Annotated in this window: 22 protein-coding genes; 21 read left to right on the plus strand and 1 reads right to left on the minus strand. The window is 55.4% G+C overall.

Annotated elements, in window-relative coordinates:
* The first annotated feature begins 42 nt into the window (after positions 1-42).
* The 15 genes from INF29_RS01430 to INF29_RS01500 all read left to right on the plus strand — a co-directional run bounded on the left by INF29_RS01430 (position 43) and on the right by INF29_RS01500 (position 15,667).
* Complete coding sequence (locus tag INF29_RS01430) at positions 43-1,644, plus strand: terminase large subunit (RefSeq protein WP_193484165.1); 1,602 nt, start codon at positions 43-45, stop codon at positions 1,642-1,644.
* Between the two features lie 17 nt (positions 1,645-1,661).
* Positions 1,662-3,086 carry a phage portal protein gene (locus tag INF29_RS01435; protein ID WP_193484167.1) on the plus strand — a complete coding sequence of 475 codons (1,425 nt, stop codon included), beginning with the start codon at positions 1,662-1,664 and terminating at the stop codon, positions 3,084-3,086.
* Complete coding sequence (locus INF29_RS01440) at positions 2,983-3,723, plus strand: head maturation protease, ClpP-related (RefSeq protein WP_193484169.1); 741 nt, start codon at positions 2,983-2,985, stop codon at positions 3,721-3,723. The genes INF29_RS01435 and INF29_RS01440 overlap by 104 nt, the downstream gene beginning before the upstream one ends.
* 13 nt (positions 3,724-3,736) lie before the next feature.
* Positions 3,737-4,939, plus strand: a complete 1,203-nt coding sequence (locus INF29_RS01445) for a phage major capsid protein (RefSeq protein ID WP_193484171.1) — start codon at positions 3,737-3,739, stop codon at positions 4,937-4,939.
* A gap of 70 nt (positions 4,940-5,009) precedes the next feature.
* Positions 5,010-5,282, plus strand: a complete 273-nt coding sequence (locus INF29_RS01450; protein WP_193484173.1) for a head-tail connector protein — start codon at positions 5,010-5,012, stop codon at positions 5,280-5,282.
* Entirely contained in the window at positions 5,282-5,614 is a 333-nt protein-coding gene (locus INF29_RS01455; protein ID WP_193484175.1) for a phage head closure protein, read from the plus strand. Before INF29_RS01450 ends, INF29_RS01455 begins: the two co-directional genes overlap by 1 nt.
* Before the next feature lies 1 nt (position 5,615).
* The gene (locus tag INF29_RS01460) at positions 5,616-5,996 is read left to right on the plus strand and encodes an HK97 gp10 family phage protein (RefSeq protein WP_193484177.1); all 381 of its coding nucleotides are present in this window, start codon (positions 5,616-5,618) and stop codon (positions 5,994-5,996) included.
* A gap of 1 nt (position 5,997) precedes the next feature.
* Positions 5,998-6,336 (plus strand): hypothetical protein, encoded by a 339-nt coding sequence (locus INF29_RS01465; RefSeq protein ID WP_193484179.1) that lies wholly within the window; start codon positions 5,998-6,000, stop codon positions 6,334-6,336.
* Positions 6,320-7,006, plus strand: coding sequence for a major tail protein (locus INF29_RS01470; protein WP_193484181.1), 687 nt, complete (start codon positions 6,320-6,322; stop codon positions 7,004-7,006). Before INF29_RS01465 ends, INF29_RS01470 begins: the two co-directional genes overlap by 17 nt.
* Positions 7,006-7,383 (plus strand): hypothetical protein, encoded by a 378-nt coding sequence (locus INF29_RS01475; protein ID WP_193484183.1) that lies wholly within the window; start codon positions 7,006-7,008, stop codon positions 7,381-7,383. Before INF29_RS01470 ends, INF29_RS01475 begins: the two co-directional genes overlap by 1 nt.
* A complete protein-coding gene (locus tag INF29_RS01480) occupies positions 7,380-7,544 on the plus strand; it encodes a hypothetical protein (protein ID WP_193484185.1) in 165 nt (54 codons plus the stop codon). Before INF29_RS01475 ends, INF29_RS01480 begins: the two co-directional genes overlap by 4 nt.
* 27 nt (positions 7,545-7,571) lie before the next feature.
* Complete coding sequence (locus INF29_RS01485; RefSeq protein WP_193484187.1) at positions 7,572-10,364, plus strand: phage tail tape measure protein; 2,793 nt, start codon at positions 7,572-7,574, stop codon at positions 10,362-10,364.
* Positions 10,365-10,379: 15 nt separating this feature from the next.
* A complete protein-coding gene (locus tag INF29_RS01490; protein ID WP_193484188.1) occupies positions 10,380-12,032 on the plus strand; it encodes a phage tail protein in 1,653 nt (550 codons plus the stop codon).
* Positions 12,033-12,051: 19 nt separating this feature from the next.
* A complete protein-coding gene (locus tag INF29_RS01495) occupies positions 12,052-14,310 on the plus strand; it encodes a metallophosphoesterase family protein (RefSeq protein ID WP_193484190.1) in 2,259 nt (752 codons plus the stop codon).
* Positions 14,311-14,320: 10 nt separating this feature from the next.
* Positions 14,321-15,667, plus strand: coding sequence for a prenyltransferase/squalene oxidase repeat-containing protein (locus INF29_RS01500; protein ID WP_193484192.1), 1,347 nt, complete (start codon positions 14,321-14,323; stop codon positions 15,665-15,667).
* Positions 15,668-15,752: 85 nt separating this feature from the next.
* On the opposite strand, the gene INF29_RS01505 is transcribed toward INF29_RS01500, so the two are convergent.
* A complete protein-coding gene (locus INF29_RS01505) occupies positions 15,753-16,037 on the minus strand; it encodes a hypothetical protein (protein ID WP_193484194.1) in 285 nt (94 codons plus the stop codon).
* A gap of 276 nt (positions 16,038-16,313) precedes the next feature.
* Between INF29_RS01505 and INF29_RS01510 the strand changes: the two genes are divergently transcribed.
* The 6 genes from INF29_RS01510 to INF29_RS01535 all read left to right on the plus strand — a co-directional run bounded on the left by INF29_RS01510 (position 16,314) and on the right by INF29_RS01535 (position 21,698).
* Positions 16,314-16,727 carry a phage holin family protein gene (locus INF29_RS01510; protein ID WP_193484196.1) on the plus strand — a complete coding sequence of 138 codons (414 nt, stop codon included), beginning with the start codon at positions 16,314-16,316 and terminating at the stop codon, positions 16,725-16,727.
* Positions 16,728-17,666, plus strand: a complete 939-nt coding sequence (locus tag INF29_RS01515) for an N-acetylmuramoyl-L-alanine amidase (RefSeq protein ID WP_193484198.1) — start codon at positions 16,728-16,730, stop codon at positions 17,664-17,666.
* Positions 17,667-17,786: 120 nt separating this feature from the next.
* Positions 17,787-18,209, plus strand: a complete 423-nt coding sequence (locus INF29_RS01520) for an RNA polymerase subunit sigma-70 (RefSeq protein WP_113649391.1) — start codon at positions 17,787-17,789, stop codon at positions 18,207-18,209.
* Positions 18,202-18,378, plus strand: coding sequence for an SHOCT domain-containing protein (locus INF29_RS01525; protein WP_002349498.1), 177 nt, complete (start codon positions 18,202-18,204; stop codon positions 18,376-18,378). The genes INF29_RS01520 and INF29_RS01525 overlap by 8 nt, the downstream gene beginning before the upstream one ends.
* A gap of 43 nt (positions 18,379-18,421) precedes the next feature.
* Positions 18,422-20,188 carry a recombinase family protein gene (locus tag INF29_RS01530; RefSeq protein WP_193484200.1) on the plus strand — a complete coding sequence of 589 codons (1,767 nt, stop codon included), beginning with the start codon at positions 18,422-18,424 and terminating at the stop codon, positions 20,186-20,188.
* Positions 20,127-21,698, plus strand: coding sequence for a recombinase family protein (locus INF29_RS01535; protein ID WP_193484202.1), 1,572 nt, complete (start codon positions 20,127-20,129; stop codon positions 21,696-21,698). The genes INF29_RS01530 and INF29_RS01535 overlap by 62 nt, the downstream gene beginning before the upstream one ends.
* Positions 21,699-21,724: the final 26 nt, after the last annotated feature.

Here is a 21,724-nt window from a genome sequence, read left to right on the forward strand (position 1 = left end):
AGTGATGCGGCTTATTTTTATGCCATTTTGGAGGTGGTGTCCATGCGAAAACTGAAGAAATACAAGCCCACCAGGTTTATGGCGAAGACCTCGCACTACGATAAGGACGCCGCCGACTATGCGGTGATGTTCATCGAGTCCCTCTGCCATACCAAAGGCACCTGGGCGGGAAAGCCCTTTGAACTGATCGACTGGCAGGAGCAGATCATCCGTGACCTGTTCGGCGTGTTGAAGCCCAACGGCTACCGCCAGTTCAATACGGCGTATATCGAAATTCCTAAGAAACAGGGTAAGTCCGAGCTTGCTGCCGCTGTGGCGCTTTTGCTCCTGTGCGGGGACGGCGAGGAACGGGCCGAGGTGTATGGCTGCGCCGCCGACCGTAACCAGGCAAAGATTGTGTTTGATGTGGCGGTGGATATGGTGCGGTTCTGCCCAGCACTCTCCAAAAGAGTGAAGATACTGGAGTCCCAGAAGAAAATCACCTATCTTCCTACTAACAGCTCCTACCAGGTGCTATCGGCGGATGTGGCGAACAAGCATGGCTTTAACACCCACGGCGTTATCTTTGATGAACTGCATACCCAGCCCAACCGGAAACTCTTTGACGTTATGCTCCAGGGCTCCGGCGACGCCCGGATGCAGCCGCTGTATTTCCTGATCACCACAGCAGGTAACGACACCAATTCTATCTGTTACGAGGTACACCAGAAAGCCATTGATATTGCAGAAGGTAGGAAGGTCGATCCTACTTTCTATTCAGTCATTTACGGCGCTGCCGAGGATGAGGATTGGACAGACCCCAAGGTCTGGAAGAAAGCAAACCCCTCCCTCGGTATCACGGTGGGTATTGATAAGGTCAAAGCCGCCTGTGAATCCGCCCAACAGAATCCTGGCGAGGAGAACGCTTTCCGGCAGCTTAGGCTGAACCAGTGGGTGAAGCAGTCCGTCCGCTGGATGCCGATGGACAAGTGGGATGCCTGTGCCTTCCCGGTTTCCGAGGACGATCTGGAGGGGCGTATCTGCTACGGCGGGCTGGATCTTTCCTCCACCACGGACATCACGGCTTTCGTGCTGGTGTTCCCGCCGCTGGATGAAGAGGATAAATACTATATCCTGCCATATTTTTGGATACCGGAGGAAACACTTGACCTCCGTGTCCGCCGAGATCATGTCCCCTATGACCTGTGGGAGCGCCAGGGGACGCTGATGACCACCGAGGGAAATGTGGTCCATTACGGCTACATTGAGAAATTCATCGAAAGGCTCGGTGAGAAGTTTAACATCCGGGAGATCGCCTTTGACCGTTGGGGCGCTGTGCAGATGGTGCAGAACCTGGAGGGCATGGGCTTTACGGTAGTCCCCTTCGGGCAGGGCTTTAAGGATATGTCCCCGCCGACCAAGGAACTGATGAAGCTGGTGCTGGAGGAGAAAATCGCCCACGGAGGCCACCCGGTGCTGCGGTGGATGATGGACAACATCTTCATCCGCACCGATCCGGCGGGCAACATCAAGGCGGACAAAGAAAAATCCACAGAGAAGATTGACGGCGCGATTGCCACCATTATGGGGCTTGACCGGGCGATCCGCTGTGGGAACGATACAGGCGCTTCGGTTTATGACAGCCGGGGCCTTTTGTTTATCTGAAAGGACGGTGATTCGATATGGGTATTTTTTCCGGGCTTTTCCGTTCCAGGGATAAGCCCCAGAACCGCACTGCAGGCAGCGCCTACAGCTTTTTCTTTGGAGGAAGTGCTGCGGGCAAACGGGTCAATGAACGGTCTGCCATGCAGATGACGGCGGTGTATTCCTGCGTCCGTATCCTGGCGGAAGCGGTGGCAGGTCTGCCGCTGCACCTCTACCGTTACAAGGAGGACGGTGGCAAGGAGAAAGCCATCGACCATCCGTTGTATCTGCTCCTGCATGACGAGCCGAACCCGGAGATGAGTTCTTTTGTGTTCCGGGAAACGCTCATGACGCACCTTTTGCTGTGGGGAAATGCTTACGCACAGATTATCCGCAACGGAAAAGGTGAAGTGATTGCCCTCTATCCGCTGATGCCGGATCGGATGACAGTCAATCGTGACAGCGAGGGACAGCTTTATTACGAATACACCGTCAGCATGGATGACGCGCCTACGGTCAAAGGCAGTCTTGTCCGGCTGAATCCGTCCGATGTGCTGCACATCCCAGGGCTTGGCTTTGACGGGCTGGTGGGCTATTCCCCTATCGCTATGGCGAAGAACGCCATCGGCATGGCGATTGCCTGTGAGGAATACGGGGCGAAGTTCTTTGCCAACGGTGCGGCCCCCGGCGGCGTGCTGGAGCATCCTGGGACGATCAAAGACCCGCAGCGTGTCCGGGAAAGCTGGCAGTCCACCTTTGGCGGTTCGGCGAACAGCAATAAGATCGCCGTGCTGGAGGAGGGCATGAAATACACGCCCATCGGCATCTCCCCGGAACAGGCGCAGTTTCTGGAGACAAGGAAGTTCCAGATCAATGAGATTGCCCGCATCTTCCGGGTGCCGCCCCACATGGTGGGCGACCTGGAAAAATCCAGCTTTTCCAACATTGAGCAGCAGTCTTTAGAGTTTGTGAAATACACGCTGGAGCCTTGGCTGGTGCGCTGGGAGCAGTCCATCCAGCGGACGCTTTTTTCCCCGGAGGAAAAGAAGCGGTATTTTGCCAAGTTCAACGTGGAAGGGCTGCTCCGGGGCGATTATGCCAGCAGAATGTCCGGCTACGCTACGGCAAGGCAGAACGGCTGGATGAGCGCCAACGACATCCGGGAACTGGAGAACATGGACCGCATCCCCGCCGAGGAAGGCGGAGACCTGTACCTGATCAACGGCAATATGCTCCCGCTTAGAAACGCCGGGGCTTTTGCAGATACACAAACGGGAAAGGAGGAAAACCGGTCCAATTATTTTGCGACCACAAGGGAAGCTTTTGCAGATACACAAACGGGAAAGGAGGAAAACCCCGATGAAGAAGTTCTGGAAGTGGAAGAACCAGGCGGCGACGGAGACAGCTCCGGCGGAACGGACGCTGTTCCTGAACGGCACTATCGCCGAGGAAAGCTGGTTTGACGATGATGTCACACCCCAGCTTTTCAAAGAGGAACTGATGGCTGGGGACGGCGATATTACCGTCTGGATCAACAGCCCCGGCGGGGACTGTGTGGCGGCTGCCCAGATCTACAATATGCTCATGGACTATCCGCACAATGTCACGGTCAAGATTGACGGCATCGCAGCATCCGCTGCCAGCGTGATTGCGATGGCTGGTACAAAAGTACTGGTCAGCCCGGTGTCCATGATGATGATCCACAATCCCATGACCGTAGCGATGGGCGATACCGCAGAGATGCAGAAAGCCATCGAGATGCTTGGCAGCGTGAAGGATTCCATCATCAACGCCTATGAGATCAAGACCGGGCTGTCCCGCGCCAAGTTGTCCCATCTGATGGACGCGGAGACCTGGATGGACGCAAACAAGGCGGTGGAGCTTGGCTTTGCCGATGATATTCTCAAACGCTCCGATGTACCGGAGGACATGGAGCCGCCTGCGGTGTCCATGCTGTATTCCAAAGCCGCTGTGAGGGGCTCCCTGATGGATAAGATCGCGGCAAAGTGTAAAACCAACCCTAAGAAAACCGAAGATTCCAAACCTAAGGGCCGCTCTGTAGACAGTCTCTACGAGCGGCTCAATCTTTTGAAACATTAAGGAGGATACCACTATGACGATTCTTGAACTGCGCGAGAAGCGCGCCAAAGCCTGGGAAGCTGCGAAAGCCTTTCTGGATTCCCACAGAAACGATAAGGGCGTCCTGTCCGCCGAGGATGACGCCGCCTATACCCGCATGGAGCAGGAGATCACCGACCTGGGCAAGGAGATCGCCCGCCTGGAACGTCAGGAGGCGCTGGAGGCGGAACTGAACCGCCCGGTGAACAAGCCCCTGACGGGTAAGCCCATGAGCGGCAAGGAGGAGACTAAGACCGGCCGCGCCACCGATGAGTACCGTTCTAACTTCTGGAACATGATGCGCTCCAAAGCACCGATGCCCTCTGTGGTAAATGCCCTGCAGATCGGGACGGACTCCGAGGGCGGCTATCTGGTACCGGACGAATATGAGCGCACCCTGGTGGAGGCACTGGAGGAAGAAAACGTATTCCGCCAAATTGCCAAGGTCATCCAGACCTCCAGCGGCGACCGCAAGATCCCCGTGGTGGCGACCAAGGGCACCGCGTCCTGGATCGATGAGGAAGGTGCCTACACCGAGAGCGACGATTCCTTTGGCCAGGTATCCATCGGGGCGTACAAGCTGGGGACGATGATCAAGGTTTCCGAAGAACTCTTGAACGACAGCGTCTTTGACCTGGAAAGCTATATCTCCCGTGAGTTTGCCCGCCGTATCGGCGCCAAGGAGGAGGAAGCCTTCTTTACCGGGGACGGCTCCGGCAAGCCCCTGGGCATCCTGGCTGCCAGCGGCGGCGCGGAGACCGGCATCACCGCTGCGTCTGCCACCGCGATCACGGCTGATGAACTGATCGACCTGTTCTACTCCCTGAAAGCGCCTTACCGCCGCAATGCTGTGTGGGTGCTGAACGACTCCACCATCAAGGCCATCCGCAAGCTGAAGGACAGCCAGGGACAGTACCTGTGGCAGCCTTCCCTGACCGCAGGCGCACCGGACCTGCTGCTGGGCAAGCCGGTACGCACTTCCGCCTATATGCCGACCATCGCTGCGGATGCCAAGACCATTGCGTTCGGCGACTTCAGCTATTACTGGATCGCAGACCGCCAGGGACGTTCCTTTAAGCGCCTGAACGAGCTGTACGCGGCAAACGGCCAGGTGGGCTTCCTTGCCTCCCAGAGGGTGGACGGCAAGCTGATCCTGTCCGAAGCCATCAAGGTGCTGGCGCAGAAGGCGGCTGGCTGATTTTGGATCATGAGGATCGGAGGGGTATGGCTTCGCGCCATGCCCCTCTTATGGATTGGAGGTGAGGACGATGGTCAGCCTGGAAGAAATGAAGAATTACCTCCGTGTGGACCACGAGGATGACGATGCGCTGATCTCCCATCTGATCGCCGCATCGGAAAAACAGTGCAAGGATATCCTGCGCACGGAGGAGGATGCGGAACTGGAGAACGCGGAAAACGGGAAGATCGCCGTGATGTACGCGGCGGCGTACCTGTATGAACACCGGGAGGAGGCGGACCATCACGCCCTGAACCTGACGCTCCGCGCCCTCCTGTTCGGTAGCCGGAAGGAGGGATTCTGATGGATATCTCCCTTTTGAACCAGAAGATCACGGTGCAGAAAAACACCGTCACGGTGGATGAGATCGGGAACCACTTAAACACCTGGGAGGACTTCTATTCCTGCCACGCCACCGTCAGCGGCGAGTCGCCAAGCGAAAGCACTGCTGCCGGGATGGTGGTGGACAACACCAAGGCAGACTTCACGGTCCGCTGGTGCAAAGCGGTGTCGGAGATTACGGCTGACGGATTCCGCATCGTATATGACGGAGAACTGTATAACATCCTCGGCATTGACCACATGAATTTCAAGAAGAAATCCGTGAAGTTCAAATGCCAGAAAGTGAGGCGGTGACATGGCGAGAAGTGTATCTGTCGGCTCCCTCGCGGATGCCATTATGGACTCCCTGCGGGAATACAGCGGCCTGGCCGCCGATGAGATAAAGGAAGCGGTGCGGGCTGCCGGGAATACCGTCCGGGACGAGATATGGGAAAATGCCCCGAAGGACACGGGGACATACGCAAAGAGCTGGACGGTGAAAAAGCAGAGGGAAACATCTTCCTCCCTGTCCCTTACCGTCCATTCCCGGAATCGCTACCAGCTTGCCCACCTTCTGGAGTTCGGCCACGCCAAGCGGGGCGGCGGGCGCGTATCCGCCAAGCCCCATATCGCAGACGCGGAAGCGGCCGGTATCCGGCAGCTCGAAGAGGATATCCGAAAGGCACTGGAGGGATAAGATGGAAAGGTTGATAACTCTATTACAGGAAATGGGTATCCCCTTCGCCTATGACCACTTCGCGGAAGGGGAATCCCCGGCCCCGCCCTTTCTCTGTTACCTACTGCCGGACAGCGGACACTTCCCGGCGGACGGCAGGGTGTATTTCAAGATAGAGGAAGTGCGGATCGAGCTTTACACCGACCGAAAGGACCCGGCGGCGGAAAACAGGGTGGAAGCTGTGCTGGATCAGCACGGCATTTTTTATGCCCGTTCCGAGGTGTGGATTGAGAGCGAGAAGCTGTACGAGGTCCTGTATTCATTTGAAATGGAGGGAAACAACGATGCCCAAGAAGAATAAAGTCAAGTTCAATATCTGCAACGTCCACTACGCCCTGCTTACGGTCAGCGATGACGGCGAGGTTACGTTTGGCACGCCGGTGGCGATCCCCGGCGCGGTCTCCCTGTCCCTGGACCCCAATGGGGAGCCGTCCATCTTTTACGCGGACGGTTATGCCTACTACACCATCTCCAACAACCAGGGCTATGAGGGCGACCTGGAGGTGGCGATGGTGCCGGAGTCTTTCCGCACCGATGTGCTGAAGGAGACGCTGGATGATAACAGCGTACTGGTGGAGGATGCCACAGTGGAGACGGCGAAATTCGCCCTGCTCTTTGAGTTCGATGGGGATGTGAAGAAGATCCGCCATGTCCTCTATAACTGCACGGCCACCCGCCCGTCCATTGAGTCCGCCACCAATGAGGACGAGATCGAGGTGCAGACAGAAACGCTCACCATCACGGCGGCGCCGCTGGAGGGCGGTTTTGTCAAGGCGAGGACTTCCGACACTACCACGGAGGAAGCCTACAACAACTGGTACCAGGAGGTCTATCTGCCGGTTACTACGGAGAGCGGCGGTGGGACGGATACGGAGGTTACCCAGACAGGCCCCGGCACTGGTTCAGACAACACACAAACCACTTTCGGCAGTGAGCTGGATCTGGAGGATGACTTGGGAGGTGGGATCTGATGAGCTTAAAACGGACCATTGAGATCGACGGCAGGCAGGTGCCTTTTAAGGCATCCGCCGCCATCCCCCGCATCTACCGGATGAAGTTCCAGAGGGACATCTTCCGCGACCTGCGGGCTTTGGAAAAAGCCGTAGATAAGGAGAACCCAGAGGAGTCCAGCCTCGACCTGTTCTCCCTGGAGATGTTCGAGAACATCTCCTATGTGATGGCGAAGCACGCCGACCCATCCGTGCCGGACACACCGGAGGAATGGCTGGACGGCTTTAACACCTTCTCCATCTATCAGATCCTGCCGCAGATCATCGACCTGTGGGGGCTGAACGTGAAGACCGATGTGGAATCTAAAAAAAACTTCGCCCGACTGAGCGGCAGATGACAACGCCGCTCTTCCTCCTGCGCTGTGTGCAGCTTGGCATCTCCATCCGCGACCTGGGGCTGCTCACCATCGGCCTGGTCAACGATATGTACGCCGAGAGCAGCAATGACGGATGCACTTACGCCACGCTGGCCACGCAGGAGGATTTTGACCGGTTTTAACGCCGCTTAAGGAGGGAGGTGTATCCAGTGGCAAACCGAATCAAGGGCATCACCGTGGAAATCGGCGGCGATACCACAGGGCTGGAAAATTCGCTGAAAAGTGTCAACAACAGCCTGAAAAAGACCCAGAGCCAGCTAAAAGATGTGGAGACGCTCCTCAAGCTGGACCCGTCCAATGTCACCCTCCTTGCCCAGAAGCAGGAGCTGTTAACAGACGCCATCGAGGAGACGGAACAGAAGCTGGAGGCCCTGGAGGACGCCCAGGAAAGTGTAACGCGGGCGTTTGAGCGCGGCGACATCGGCCGGGACCAGTACCTCGCCTTCCAGCGGGAGGTGGAGGACACCAGGGGGACGCTGAACCGCTACCGGACAGACCTCTCCGGGCTGCAAAGCGAGCAGGAGCGGCTCTGCACCAACACTGACCGCCTGATGAAGCTCTTTGACGCCACCGGGAAGACGGTGGACGATTACGCCGATGTGCTGGGGAGCCGTCTGGTGGCCGCCATCAAAAACGGCACGGCAAACTCCGACCAGCTCAAAACAGCTATTGAAAAGATCGGCAAGTCCGCCACAGGCGGCAGGGCGGACCTCCGCCAGCTCACCGATGCCATTGACACGGTGGATGACGGGCAGGCCATCCGCAATCTCATCAATGAACTGAACGAGGCCGGGGACGCCGCGCAGAATGCGGCGGATGATGTGGGTGAGATCGCAGAAGCCACGAAAGGCGCCGCGGTCATGGAAGCGGCAGACCAGCTCTCTGTGGTTGGCAACAAGATTCAGCAGGTAGGCGGCGCGGCGGTGGAGGCATACTCCGAAGCGGAAAGCGCCGTCACCAAGGTCAACGCCTATTTCGGGGAGACCGGGACGGCTGCGGAAGCGTCCGCCCAGGTGGTTCGGGATGTGTATGCGGCGGGCGTGGGCGACAGCATGGAGTCTGTGGCGGACGCGGTCATCATGGTAAAGAAGAACCTTGGCGACCTCTCCGATACCGAGCTTACAAATCTGACCCAGCAGGCGCTCACCTTAGACCAGCTCTACGGTATCGATATGAACGAGACCCTGCGCGGCGTCAACGCCCTGATGAAGCAGTACGGCCTGACGGCGCAGGAGACGATGGACTACATCGTCAAGGGGACGCAGAACGGGCTGGACAAGACCAATGAGTTGGGTGACAACCTCTCTGAATACTCCGGCAAGTTCGCCCAGGCGGGCTATTCCGCGTCCGAGTATTTCCAGCTCTTGGAGAACGGGCTTGCGGGCGGCGCATATAACCTGGACAAGGTCAACGACGCCATCAACGAGGTGACCACCCGCCTTGCGGACGGGACGATTGCGGATTCCATCGGGCTGTACTCCGCCAAGACCCAGGAGCTTTTCCTTGCCTGGCAGAACGGCAGCGCCACCCAGAAGCAGGTCATTGACTCCATCGTGGCGGATATCGCGAACTGCACCAGCGAGCAGGACGCCCTCAACATGGCGGCGCAGGCCTTCGGCACGATGGCTGAGGACGGGAACCTGAAATTTATTACCTCCCTGACCTCGGTGGGCAGCACCTATGACAGCGTCAAAGGCTCCGCCCAGGGGATGTTTGACGCCACCCTGACGCCCATGCAGCAGATGGAGGCCAACACGCGCCAGCTCCAGCAGTCCCTCGCGCCGCTGGGGGAAAAGATCATGGAACTGGCTAACACCATCCTGCCGCCCCTTGTGGCGGCAATCACGACAGTCAGCGAGTGGTTTTCGAGCCTGCCGGGGCCGATACAGAACTTCATTATCATCCTCGGCGCGCTGATGGTGGCATTTACAGCCCTCGCGCCGGTCATCGCCGCCCTTGCGGTGTCCTTTGGGGCGCTCAACATCTCGCTCCTTCCTATCATCGCGGTCATTGCGGCGGTAGCGGCCGCCATCGCGGGAATCATCGCCATTGTGCAGAATTGGGGCGCGATCACCGAGTGGTTCGGGAACCTGTGGCAGACGGTATCCCAGGCGTGCATGGCGATCTGGCAGGGGCTGGTTTCCTTTTTTACAGAGACGATCCCGGCAGCCTTCCAGTCCTTTTTGGATTTCTTCTCCCAGATACCCCAGTGGTGGAGCAACCTGTGGCAGAATGTCGCTTCGTTCTTCACAAATATCTGGACCAATATCCAGAACGCGGCTTCGTCCATCTGGTCGGCCATCTCCAACCTGGCTTCGTCTGTATGGAACGGCATCAAAAACACTGTCGTTTCCATTGCAACAGGCCTGAAAGACGCGGCGGTGAACGCTTTCCACAATCTCGTCTCCGGTATCGGCTCGGCGCTTTCCGGGCTGTTTTCCGTGGTGTCAAACGGATTTTCGTCCGCCATTTCGTTCATCACGGGCCTGCCGGGGAAGGCGCTCCAGTGGGGCAAGGATTTCATCGGGGGCCTGATCAACGGCATCAAGAGTATGATCGGCGCGGTGGTCGATACGGTATCGGGCATCGCTTCGAAGATCGCGTCCTTCCTCCACTTTTCCAAGCCGGATGAGGGGCCGCTGTCTGACTACGAGGCATGGATGCCGGACTTCATGCAGGGGCTGGCAAAAGGCATCGAAAGAAGCCGGGGGCTGGTAAGCGATGAAATCAGCAGACTTACAAAAGAGATGGACCTGGAGCATGCCATCCCAGGGATGGAGGCAAGCATCCGCGCCACGTCCGCAGGGAACGGCGGCAGCCTTGGCGGGACAGTAAACTTAAGCCAGCCCATCTACCTTGATGGCAAAGCGATCACCACGCTGGTCTCCCAGATCCAGTATTCCCAGGGGCAGGCGGCGATCCGCAACCTTGGCACAGCATAAGGAAGGAGGAATCCCATGTCCTATGTGCTTGACGGCGTGACCTATTACACCGTCCGGTTTTTAAATTACGATGAGGATGACCTCCTCGGCACTGTGGACGTGCCGGAGGGCGGGGACGCCACGCCTTATGCCCCCGAACCGGAAGAGTTTGAGGATATGGTGTTCATTGGCTGGAGCAGCGACATCACGAACATCACCTATGACAAAACAGTCCGCCCCCGCTACCACAGCCTGTACAAGGTCACATTTATGAATTATGCGGGGACAGAGGCGCTCTCTGTCCAGACGGTGGAAGAGACCTATGACGCGGTGCCGCCGGAACCCGAAGTGATATCCGGCATGACGTTTGTGGAGTGGGACGCTGATTATACAAACGTGCAGTCGGACCTGACCATTCATCCGGTTTATGAAGTCAGCGGTTTCACCGTGCGTTTTTTAAATTATGCCGGGGATGACCTACTTTCCGAGCAGTATGTGGACAAGGGCGGCGATGCCGTCCCGCCCGCACCGGAGAAAATCACCGGGATGATTTTTATTGGCTGGAGCGCACCGTTCCGGGAGATAGATTCTGACCGCACCATCCGGCCCAGGTACCGCGCGGTGCCGCCAAACCCTGCGCTGAACTTCTATGCGGCAAACGCAGACGGCTCTTCCGGGGACCTGCTCAAGACCTACAAGGCGGTCAACGCCTGCAGCATCGTGCAGAAGCTGAGCGGGGAATGCACGGTGGACGTGCGGCTCCTTACCCGCCAGAGCGAAGGCTATGTGGATGTGGACAGCCGCCTGGAGGTAGAAGGGCTGATATTTAACATCACACAGGTCAAAAAGAACATTTCCGGCGGCATGTGCTACACCCAGTTTACCGGGGAGCATGTATCCTACATCCTTAATAATGAGGAGTACAAGGTGGAAGCCTTTGATATGTCCGGGACGGCAAAAGACATCCTTGCCACGCTTCTTTTAGGGACGCCCTTTAACGTGGGTACCGTGGATATTGAAACAATGCTGACGCTGCGGATCAATAAGCAGTGTACCAGACGTGCCGCCATCATGCAGCTCATCGCCCTGGCGGAAGGGGAAATCGAATACTATGGCTACACCATCGGCATCCGCTCCCACGTAGGGAATACGGAGCCTGTGGATGTGATGACAACCTCCTCTGTGCAGGACATCAGCTATTCCTACAACGCGTCGGACGGGACGGTCAACTATGACCTTTCCCTTTACCAGAAGGGCAGCCTGGAACTTGGGGATGAACTGTCCCTTTCCTTCAAGCCTCTGGCGATTTCGTCTGAAAGCCGCATTGTGGGCATAGAGTGGAACCCGTTTAATTACAGGGAGGTCAGGATAACAGTAGGTGCGTATCTCCCAACCATGAACGAATCGCTGTATGGATATGTAAACTCCGTGCAGGATATCACGGAGCCGGATGCGAAATACACGGTGGAGTTTGGGGAGATGATCGGAAACGGCGTCTTCTATTTCACCCGCCCTTACCGTGACCGGCCGTATTTCCATATCCACACCAGTGACGGAAGTGAGGGAACCGTTACACTGAACCGCAAAGAAGGCAGCGAATTTGAAGAATATATCGGAGCAAGCCTGTCCGGGGTAAATTCCAACACCACAACGCTGCTGGTATTCTACTGCACCCTCCCTTCCGACTGATCAGGAGAAAGGTGATGCTATGCATGAGATATTTGACAGTGAAAAATACCGCGAGGCAGCGCAAAAGGCCTATGAGTTCATCAAGAGGATGCTTGACCCCTCTGCCTGGGAGGTGCAGCCCTACTATGGGGAGTATTATCCGCAGGATTATGCGTACAAGCTCATGTGGGGCGGTGCGGAAAATATCCCGGACGATGCCGAGCGCATTGACCCTGTGTACACCCGTCCGGAGCAGTATTATTATCCGGGATACACAGGCGTTATAAAGGGCATATGCAGGCTGCCTGACGGGGAAGATCCGAGCCTTTATGCGGTGGCAGTTTACCACGTCAGCAGCGACTCAAGGAAACTGGAATGTTACTGCCCTCTGGTGGCTGCGACAGATGAAAACGGGAAACGATACTACACATGGTCAACCGGGCGTGTCCTGGAAGTATGGGAATATTACCTCCATGCCTTTGACCGGTCGGACCCGTACATGTCCGATGGGCAAGGCGGGTATATTCCCTGGGAGCCGACAGAGACAGACCTCGATCCGGTAAGGTATTACAGGACGGCGTTTAGCACAACGAAAATCATTTACTGGTATTGGGAGGATATTGAAGTCGGCGGGGATTCCACCTACGCTTATGAGATTGAGTTTGTGCGGAAGGACTGGAACATCCCCGTCACGGATGCCGTAAGGGAGGAATATTTTTCCGATCCCGAACAGCGGACCGGGTATGTACGGGAGGACTACATCGGGCTTGGCGCAAGCGGTTCATTCAATCCTCTGGAACTGATAAGCCGGAGTTCGGTCAGGCAGGCCTTGAGCGGCTGGGTTGGCAAAGATGATATGCCGATGGAGACGCCTGACCTGCCGGAGTTTATTACAGATTATGACGCAGAAATTATCTCGCAGAACTTCCGGCTCCCGGAGTCCACGGACCGCCACCGGGGGATGATCGAATACGGGTATTCCCGCTTTGTCGATTATAAAATCAACCTGTATGCGTTGGTTCCCGATGATGCGGAATACCTCAATGCGGAAACCATCCTCTGGTCGGATGTACTCTATCCCCTGCCGGAAGTGCCGCCTCCCATTCCTGCCGTGGCTTCTGAAATCACCGATGTCGTAATCATGCTGGGGGCAAGCGGAAGCAGAAGAAACTTCTGTTTCCTCTCCACGGTGGATACCGCAGACGCCAACGTGCGTATTGCAGGATACAGCCGCTTCACAGCGGAGAATAAGGGATACCTTTCCGAGAAGTACAGCCATGTAACCTATAAGGCTGAAGTGCGCATCCCGTCCGGGGAGCTGGAATATACGCTCCATGCCGGGGAAGCAGAAACGGAGCAGATGGAGCTGTGCGGCCGTCCTTCTGTAAGTGGCGCCTTCCGGTTCATTGCCGCAGGAGATCCCCAGCTTACCAATGATGAGTCCGCCGCAAACTGGCGGGACAGCCTGCAGAAGGCGTTTGGTTTATACTCGGACGCGAACTTCATAGCCATCCTCGGTGATAATGTGGATGCCCAGGTGGATATGGCGCTTGCGGAGCAGCAGTTCAGCAATTTCCTGTCACCTCCGGAAATGAAAACGCATCCCCTCCTTGCCGTTATGGGAAACCATGACGACAACATGGGATTTGCCGGCCATTTCTTCCTGCCCAATGAAAGCAGTTACGGCGTGGCAGGCGGCGCCGGGGATTACTGGGTGCGCCTTGATAAAGTGCTGTTTCTGGTGCTGAACACCAATGTCAAGGACGAATCTATCCAGCAGCACATTGATTTTATCAATGAGACAGTGGCGTATTACCGCAATGCGTACGGCAGGCCGGTTTGGACGATTGCCATGTTCCACCACTCTATCTTCCAGCCGACCAATACCGCCGAGGAGGAGCAGTATGTTCTTTTGCGGAATGCCCTGGCGCCGTGCTTTTCACAAAACAGGGTCGATCTTGTCCTGATGGGACATGTGCATTCCTATTGCAGGACCTATGTTATGGATTGTTCCGCTCTCGCAGTCGGGGATACGGTTACCGAAACTTGTGCGGTGGCGGGCAGCGGCGGCAGCGAGTTCACTAAGACGTCCAACGGGCAGACGCTTTATGTTACTTTGAATTCCGCTTCCGGGAGTAAATTTTATCCGCTCTCCGGGGAGCATTGGTATGCGGTGAAATCTGAGCAGCAGATGGTCCCGCATATCTCCTGCGTGGATGTGGATGAATCCCGCATCATCATTACCACGCACCGCACCAGCGATATGGGAATTGTAGATCAGTTCACACTGAAGAAATGAGGTGACAGCTATGGCGAGCGGTATCTGGTATTCCAACCAGTCCTATCCGGGCATCAAGATATGCAAAGCGGTTAAAATCCTTGAAAATGGCGAGGAAGAGATTGTGGGCATCTCTGATACCAATAACTCCTATCACCTTGGCAGGCTCCCGGCATCGTACCTCATCCCGCAGGACGATCCGCAGTATAACAGGGACGGCTCCAGCGCCCTCGGCGTTCACGGGTATATGCTGAATTCGAGGTGCTGGGTCTACGATGCAGGGCTTGCGCTCCTTGTCTTTACACACGCCGGGGATTATGACCTGTGCCGCGAGATGCAGGGCAGGCTCCAGACTGAGCAGAACAGCGACGGCAGCTTTAATTTTTCCTATGACCTGTATATCGGTCAGCTGTTCCAGGGTTACGTGCGGACCGGGGCGATTGGGTGGCTCGTATGGGGGATGTGTTATTATGCGCTTGAGACAGGCGACCTGACCTATAAGCCGATGATAGAAAAGGCAGGCCAATGGCTTTTATCGCGGCAGGTCACGGAAAAAGGCGATCCGCGATACGGGCTCCTGACTGGCGGCCACGGCGCGTATGGAGATGATTACAGTTATCAGGATATCGAAATTGAATGGTGTTCTGTAGAGCATCAATGCTCTTCCCTCCAGGCACTGGCGGGATGTTCCCTGGTTCTTGGAAACACAAGATATAAGGAAGCGGCGGAGCTTATCCGGGACCAGCTGTGCCTGAAATGCTACGACAGGGAAAACGGCAGGTTCTACCAGGGCATCAATGGCGGCAGGCCGGACGTGGCGTGGGCGCTGGACTGCACTACCTGGGCGGGGATGCTCATCACCTCGGTGATCCACTCCGACTGTGCGCGCACCTGCCTTTCCACGGCAAAAGAGGTGTATCTTACGGAGGATAAGGCTATCGTCCAAAGCTCCGTAAAAGAACACTATAACCAGGCGTACTCTTCAGAATCGACCTTCTCTGGTTTTAAACCGTACAGCGACAGGACGGAGGATTATGCCGGGGCGCCGGATCTGGTATGGACAGAAGGGACCCTTGGATATGCCGCCCTTGCCTTAATGCTTGGAGATATTGAGGAAGCCGCGTTTTATGTGGACGAATGCATCCGGCTGCAAAACTGTGACGGATGCACGGGAGGGCTTATCTATACCACCGCTACTTATGGGAGCCTGCCCTGGGAGTTCCACGTCTGGGAGAGCGTGGTGTCTTCGGCATGGCTTTATCTCCTCATCCATTGCCAGGAGGTGCTCTTCCCAAGGACGCTCCGGCAGGTTTATTACATGGCGAAAATCACCAATATACAGGATGAGCGCCCGGAAGGGCCAGCAGTCTCTTCTTAAATGTCCGGGCAGAGAGTAAAACACCCATAGGGAGAAAACGTTCCCTGTGGGTGCCTTGTTGCCCTCCATACGGAATGGATCTGCTTTAAGAAGGGGTTTGCAGTGAGCTCAGGATTAACTCCATACAGTCCGAAAATCCCAAACGGTACGCCAGGATCCCATAACGGCTTCCTAAAGCATTCTGCTCGCTGGCGTGGCAGTCAATGAGCCTTTTCGCTTTTTCCGATAAGTCCAGTTGCTCCAGTTCTTCCGCATATTCCTTTGATGTCTGAAGGATGGACTGATACACCTCATCGGAGCAGGCAATCCGGTCCAGGACCGTGTCAATGCGAAGGTCGGTCAACTGGCATAATAAGCAGCTTTTATCCATGCTTTTACCTCCTCGTGGTGGATATTACCTCTGAAGCAGATGGATAGCAACGGGAATATTGCACGATTTTGTTTGCGATTATTGAACAAGGAAGAATGGGAAATGCGGATTTCCGGACGGACAGCGTCAGTTTTTTCAATTCCTCCACCCTTGCACAGTGCCCCTGAAAGCTGGGCGGCAGTGGAGTTTAGTAAATACAGTTTCTGTTGTTAGCGGTACCCCCATCCGGGAGCCGCTTTTTTCATGCGCGAAAGCGGGAAAGGAAGGTATGACGACATGAAAGAATTCTGGAACCTGATTCAATTTATTTTTACGGCCATCGGCGGCTGGCTGGGCTATTTCCTGGGCGGCTGTGACGGGCTGCTCATCGCCCTGGTGGTATTCGTGGCGGTGGATTACCTCACGGGCGTGATGTGCGCCATCTCGGACAAGAAGCTCTCCAGCGAGGTGGGCTTTAAGGGCATCTGCCGGAAGGTGCTGATCTTCCTGCTGGTGGGGATCGCCAATATCCTGGATGCGCAGGTGATCGGGACAGGCAGCGTCCTTCGCACGGCAGTCATTTTCTTTTACCTCTCCAACGAAGGCGTGAGTCTCCTGGAGAATGCGGCACACTTGGGACTCCCCGTACCGGAAAAAATCAAAACCGTTTTAGAGCAGCTCCATGACAGAGCGGAAAAGGAGGAAAATTAAATGGCTTACACAAACAGTTCACTGGTATCTTATACAAAACTTAGCCCCAACCACTCCGGGCTGCGGACACACAGCATCGACCGCATCACGCCCCACTGCGTGGTGGGGCAATGCTCGGTGGAGACGCTGGGCAATATCTTTCTGCCTACATCCAGGCAGGCAAGCTGCAACTACGGCATCGGCGCGGACGGCCGTGTGGGAATATATGTGGAGGAAAAGAACCGCTCCTGGTGTTCTTCCTCCAATGCCAATGACCAGAGGGCGGTCACCATCGAGTGTGCGTCCGACACCACGGAGCCGTATGCGTTTAAGGATGTGGTCTATCAGTCGCTCATTAAGCTCTGCGTGGATATCTGCAAGCGCAACGGCAAGAAAAAGCTCCTCTGGCTGGGTGATAAGGATAAGACACTCAGTTATGAGCCGAAGTCTGATGAGATGGTGCTGACTGTCCATCGCTGGTTTGCCAACAAGTCCTGTCCGGGCAGTTGGATGTATGCCCGGATGGGTGATCTTGCCGCAAAGGTCACAGCACAGCTTGGCGGTTCAGCTGATACTCCTACTGTAACCACGCAGCTTTACCGTGTCCGCAAGACCTGGTCTGACAGCAAGTCGCAGAAAGGCGCATATAAGATCCTTTCCAACGCCAAGAAGTGCGCTGACGCAAATCCGGGATACAGTGTGTTTGATGTAAACGGTGTAAACATCTACACATCGAACACAACAGCCGCAGAGGTTCCGTTCCTCGTAAAGGTCAGCATCACGGATCTGAATATCAGAACCGGACCGGGAACGGACTACGCCAAGACCGGGAGGTTTACCGGCAAGGGCGTGTTCACCATCGTTGAGGTGAAGTCCGGCAAAGGCTCCACGACGGGCTGGGGACGGCTCAAATCCGGCGCTGGGTGGATCTCGCTTGACTACGCAGCCAAAATCAAATAACTTAACCTGCTGAAAGCCCATCGAGCCATAACGGTTCGGTGGGCGTATTTTTTTCGGCCAAAATAGGCTTCTATGTCCAGATGGGTCATTGAGGGAAACCCTCGGAACGGAGGAACCACAATGACAAATCAGCAAAAAGAACAGATTACCGCCCTGCGCTCACAGGGATATGGATACGCCACCATCGCCAAGGCGGTGGGACTGAAGAAAGATACCGTTGTCGCGTTCTGCCGTAAGATGGGAATGACCGGCACGAAGGCTGCAGATAACAGACGCATTGAACTGGACGCCGGATTCTGCCTGCAGTGCGGCGCTTTGCTTACGCAGACTCCCGGAAGAAAGCGAGTCAAGTTCTGCTCGGATAACTGCCGTACCGCCTGGTGGAATGCACACCCGGAAAAGGTCAACCGCAGAGCCATATACCACTTCACCTGCGCTCACTGCGGAAAGCCCTTCACTGCCTACGGCAACGCAAAAAGAAAATACTGCTCTCACGCCTGCTATATCGCAGACCGCTACAAAGGCGGTGACGGGCATGAGTGAGGACAAATTCCGTTCTGAAATGAGCTACCTTGCCGCCCTCTCCATCGCAAAGAATCTCCGAGAAAAGGGGCTTCTGAGCGAGGAGGAATATGCCGTAATTGATACAAATCTGAGGGCTGAGTTTTCGCCATCTTTGGGTACATTATTATCGGAAAATGACTTGATATAATCGGCTTTCAGAGTGATATATAGTGTCGGAAAGGAGTGATTTCATGCGGATTGTAAATAAAATCGAAGCGAAAACACCGCAGATGCCGCGCCGCAAAAGGGTCGCGGCCTACGCAAGAGTCTCAATGGAGTCCGAGCGGCTGCAGCACTCCCTTTCGGCACAGGTCAGCTTTTACAGCAGTTTGATTCAGAGCAATCCCGCCTGGGAATATGTGGGCGTATATGCCGACAACGGAATAACCGGCACCAAAGCCGAAGCCCGCGAAGAGTTCAATCGGATGATTGCCGACTGCGAAGCCGGAAAAATCGACATTGTTCTGACAAAGAGCATTTCCCGTTTCGCGCGCAATACCGTTGACCTGTTGAATACGGTGCGCAGGCTCAAGGAGCTGGGCGTTTCCGTACAGTTTGAAAAGGAGCGCATCGACTCCCTCACCGAGGACGGCGAGTTGATGCTGACCCTCTTAGCATCCTTTGCTCAGGAAGAAATACGCAGCCTGTCGGACAACGTCAAATGGGGTACCCGGAAACGATTTGAAAAAGGTATCCCCAACGGCCGCTTTCAAATCTATGGGTACCGCTGGGATGGCGATCATCTGGTCATCCATGAGGAGGAGGCAAAGATCGTTCGGCTCATCTACGACAATTACATGAACGGTTTGTCGGCGGAGACCACAGAAAAGCAGCTTGCCGAGATGGGCGTGAAATCCTATAAGGGACAGCATTTCGGCAACACCTCCATCCGGCAGATCCTCGGAAACATCACTTATACGGGCAACCTTCTGTTCCAGAAGGAATATGTGGTTGACCCCATCAGCAAGAAAAGCAGGATCAACCGTGGGGAGCTGCCCCAGTATTTCGTGGAGAACACCCACGAAGCCATCATTCCAATGGAGGTCTACCAGGCGGTGCAGGCTGAGAAAGCGCGCCGCCGTGAGCTTGGCGCCTTGGCAAACTGGAGCATTAACACCTCCTGCTTTACCAGCAAAATCAAGTGCGGCCGGTGCGGAAAGAGCTATCAGCGGTCTAACCGCAAGGGGAGAAAAGACCCTAATGCCAACTACACCATCTGGGTCTGCGGTACCCGAAGAAAGACCGGGAATGCGCATTGTCAAAACAAGGACATCCCGGAGCAGATGCTCAAAGATGCCTGCGCTGAAGTCATGGGACTGGATACGTTTGATGAAATCATCTTTTCAGAGCAGATCGACCACATTGAGATTCCTGCTCCGAATGAGATGATTTTCTATTTTAAGGATGGCCGCATCGTTCCGCACCACTGGGAATCCACCATGCGGAAGGACTGCTGGACGGATGAGCGCAGAGCCGCCAAGGGACGGTATGTGCAGGAGCATCAGCTCGGCCCCAACACTTCCTGCTTTACCAGCCGCATTCGCTGCGACAGCTGCGGCGAGAACTACCACAGGCAGCGTTCACGGCACAAAGACGGCAGCTTTGATTCCGTATGGCGATGTGCGTCAGGCGGAAAATGCCAAAGCCCCAGCATCAAGGAAGATGCCCTCAAAAACCTCTGTGCGGACGCTATGGGTCTGGAGGAATTTAGTGAGACGGTTTTCCGTGAGCAGATTGTCTGCATTCACATCACGGCTCCATATCAGCTTTCCATCCGCTTCTTTGACGGGCATACCTTCGAGACGGCATGGGAAAACAAGCGGAAGATGCCCCGGCATACAGAGGAGCGAAAACAGCACATGCGAGAAGTAATGATACAGAGATGGAGGGAAAAACGTGGCGAAAGTAACGACAATACCGGCGACGATAAGCCGATTCACGGCAACGCCGATCAATGAAAAGAAAAAGCGCCGCACCGCCGCCTACGCCCGTGTTTCCACGGACAGCGAGGAGCAGCTCACCAGCTACAGCGCCCAGGTGGACTATTACACCAACTATATCAAAAGCCGGGACGATTGGGAGTTTGTTTCCGTGTATACGGACGAGGGCATAACGGGTACGAATACCAAGCACCGCGAGGGATTCAAACGCATGGTGGCGGATGCACTGGCTGGCAAGATAGACCTCATCGTCACCAAATCGGTCAGCCGCTTTGCCCGAAATACGGTAGACAGCCTGACCACGGTGCGCCAGCTCAAGGAAAAAGGCGTGGAGATCTATTTTGAGAAAGAAAACATCTGGACCCTGGACAGCAAGGGCGAACTGCTCATCACCATCATGTCCTCACTGGCGCAGGAGGAAAGCCGCAGCATTTCAGAGAACTGTACCTGGGGACAGAGAAAACGGTTTGCTGACGGGAAGGTCACCGTGCCATTCAAACGGTTTCTCGGCTATGATCGGGGACCCGATGGCAATCTGGTTTTGAATAAGGACGAAGCGGTTATCATCCGCCGCATTTACAGTATGTTCCTGCAAGGCATGACGCCGCACGGCATTGCCGCCAGGCTAACCGCTGACGGCATTAAATCGCCGGGCGGCAAGGATAAATGGAACGCCGGAGCGGTTCGGAGTATCCTCACTAACGAAAAATATAAGGGTGATGCACTTCTTCAGAAAAGCTATACGGTTGATTTCCTCACCAAAAAGAAAAAGGTCAACGAGGGCGAAATTCCGCAGTACTATGTGGAGGGCAACCACGAAGCCATCATTTCCCCAGAGGTATTCGAGATGGTTCAGCAGGAAATGGAACGGCGCAGCAAGCGCGGTAGACGAAGCGGTGTCCACCTTTTCTCCGGCAAAATTCGCTGTGGCGAATGCGGAAGCTGGTACGGCTCCAAAACCTGGCACTCCAATGATAAGTACAAAAAGATCATCTGGCAGTGCAATCACAAATTTGATGGCGACCACAAATGCACCACACCACACCTTACAAATGAAGATATCCACCGCTACTTTATTTCGGCAGTCAACCAGCTTCTTGCCCAGAAGGATACCATCATCGCATCCTTGACCGGCGGCTTGGCCCTTGCCTTTGACCTCACGTCTCTGCAAGCCCAAGAAACTGCACTGATTGAGGAAGTACAGATGCTTGCCGATGCGGTTGAAAAGTGCATCTACGAAAATGCTCATGTGGCCCTTGACCAGACAGAATACCAGAAACGCTATGACGGACTGGTCCACCGCTACGATGAAGCTAAAGCCAAACTGGATGCCATCACCGAGCAGATCGCCGATAAAAAGGCACGGAGAGGCACTATTGAGGAGTTCCTCAAGGTTCTCCGGGAGCAGGACGGACTGGTCACCGATTTTCAAACAAACCTCTGGTGCGGACTGGTGGATTTTATGACCGTCTACTCCGCAGACGATGTGCGGATCACCTTCAAAAACGGTGCGGAAATAAAGGCATAAGCACCTACGCAAAAACACCTCGCAAC

The sequence above is a fragment of the Anaerotignum lactatifermentans genome, from assembly GCF_014982935.1.
GTDB classification, from domain to species: Bacteria; Bacillota; Clostridia; order Lachnospirales; family Anaerotignaceae; genus Anaerotignum; species Anaerotignum lactatifermentans.

Excerpts from the sequence above, each read along its gene's own strand:
- INF29_RS01430 (WP_193484165.1), top strand. The coding sequence starts at position 43 with ATGCGAAAACTGAAGAAATACAAGCCCACCAGGTTTATGGCGAAGACC.
- INF29_RS01435 (WP_193484167.1), top strand. The coding sequence starts at position 1,662 with ATGGGTATTTTTTCCGGGCTTTTCCGTTCCAGGGATAAGCCCCAGAAC.
- INF29_RS01440 (WP_193484169.1), top strand. The coding sequence starts at position 2,983 with ATGAAGAAGTTCTGGAAGTGGAAGAACCAGGCGGCGACGGAGACAGCT.
- INF29_RS01445 (WP_193484171.1), top strand. The coding sequence starts at position 3,737 with ATGACGATTCTTGAACTGCGCGAGAAGCGCGCCAAAGCCTGGGAAGCT.
- INF29_RS01450 (WP_193484173.1), top strand. The coding sequence starts at position 5,010 with ATGGTCAGCCTGGAAGAAATGAAGAATTACCTCCGTGTGGACCACGAG.
- INF29_RS01455 (WP_193484175.1), top strand. The coding sequence starts at position 5,282 with ATGGATATCTCCCTTTTGAACCAGAAGATCACGGTGCAGAAAAACACC.
- INF29_RS01460 (WP_193484177.1), top strand. The coding sequence starts at position 5,616 with ATGGCGAGAAGTGTATCTGTCGGCTCCCTCGCGGATGCCATTATGGAC.
- INF29_RS01465 (WP_193484179.1), top strand. The coding sequence starts at position 5,998 with ATGGAAAGGTTGATAACTCTATTACAGGAAATGGGTATCCCCTTCGCC.
- INF29_RS01470 (WP_193484181.1), top strand. The coding sequence starts at position 6,320 with ATGCCCAAGAAGAATAAAGTCAAGTTCAATATCTGCAACGTCCACTAC.
- INF29_RS01475 (WP_193484183.1), top strand. The coding sequence starts at position 7,006 with ATGAGCTTAAAACGGACCATTGAGATCGACGGCAGGCAGGTGCCTTTT.
- INF29_RS01480 (WP_193484185.1), top strand. The coding sequence starts at position 7,380 with ATGACAACGCCGCTCTTCCTCCTGCGCTGTGTGCAGCTTGGCATCTCC.
- INF29_RS01490 (WP_193484188.1), top strand. The coding sequence starts at position 10,380 with ATGTCCTATGTGCTTGACGGCGTGACCTATTACACCGTCCGGTTTTTA.
- INF29_RS01495 (WP_193484190.1), top strand. The coding sequence starts at position 12,052 with ATGCATGAGATATTTGACAGTGAAAAATACCGCGAGGCAGCGCAAAAG.
- INF29_RS01500 (WP_193484192.1), top strand. The coding sequence starts at position 14,321 with ATGGCGAGCGGTATCTGGTATTCCAACCAGTCCTATCCGGGCATCAAG.
- INF29_RS01505 (WP_193484194.1), bottom strand. The coding sequence starts at position 16,037 with ATGGATAAAAGCTGCTTATTATGCCAGTTGACCGACCTTCGCATTGAC.
- INF29_RS01510 (WP_193484196.1), top strand. The coding sequence starts at position 16,314 with ATGAAAGAATTCTGGAACCTGATTCAATTTATTTTTACGGCCATCGGC.
- INF29_RS01515 (WP_193484198.1), top strand. The coding sequence starts at position 16,728 with ATGGCTTACACAAACAGTTCACTGGTATCTTATACAAAACTTAGCCCC.
- INF29_RS01520 (WP_113649391.1), top strand. The coding sequence starts at position 17,787 with ATGACAAATCAGCAAAAAGAACAGATTACCGCCCTGCGCTCACAGGGA.
- INF29_RS01525 (WP_002349498.1), top strand. The coding sequence starts at position 18,202 with ATGAGTGAGGACAAATTCCGTTCTGAAATGAGCTACCTTGCCGCCCTC.
- INF29_RS01530 (WP_193484200.1), top strand. The coding sequence starts at position 18,422 with ATGCGGATTGTAAATAAAATCGAAGCGAAAACACCGCAGATGCCGCGC.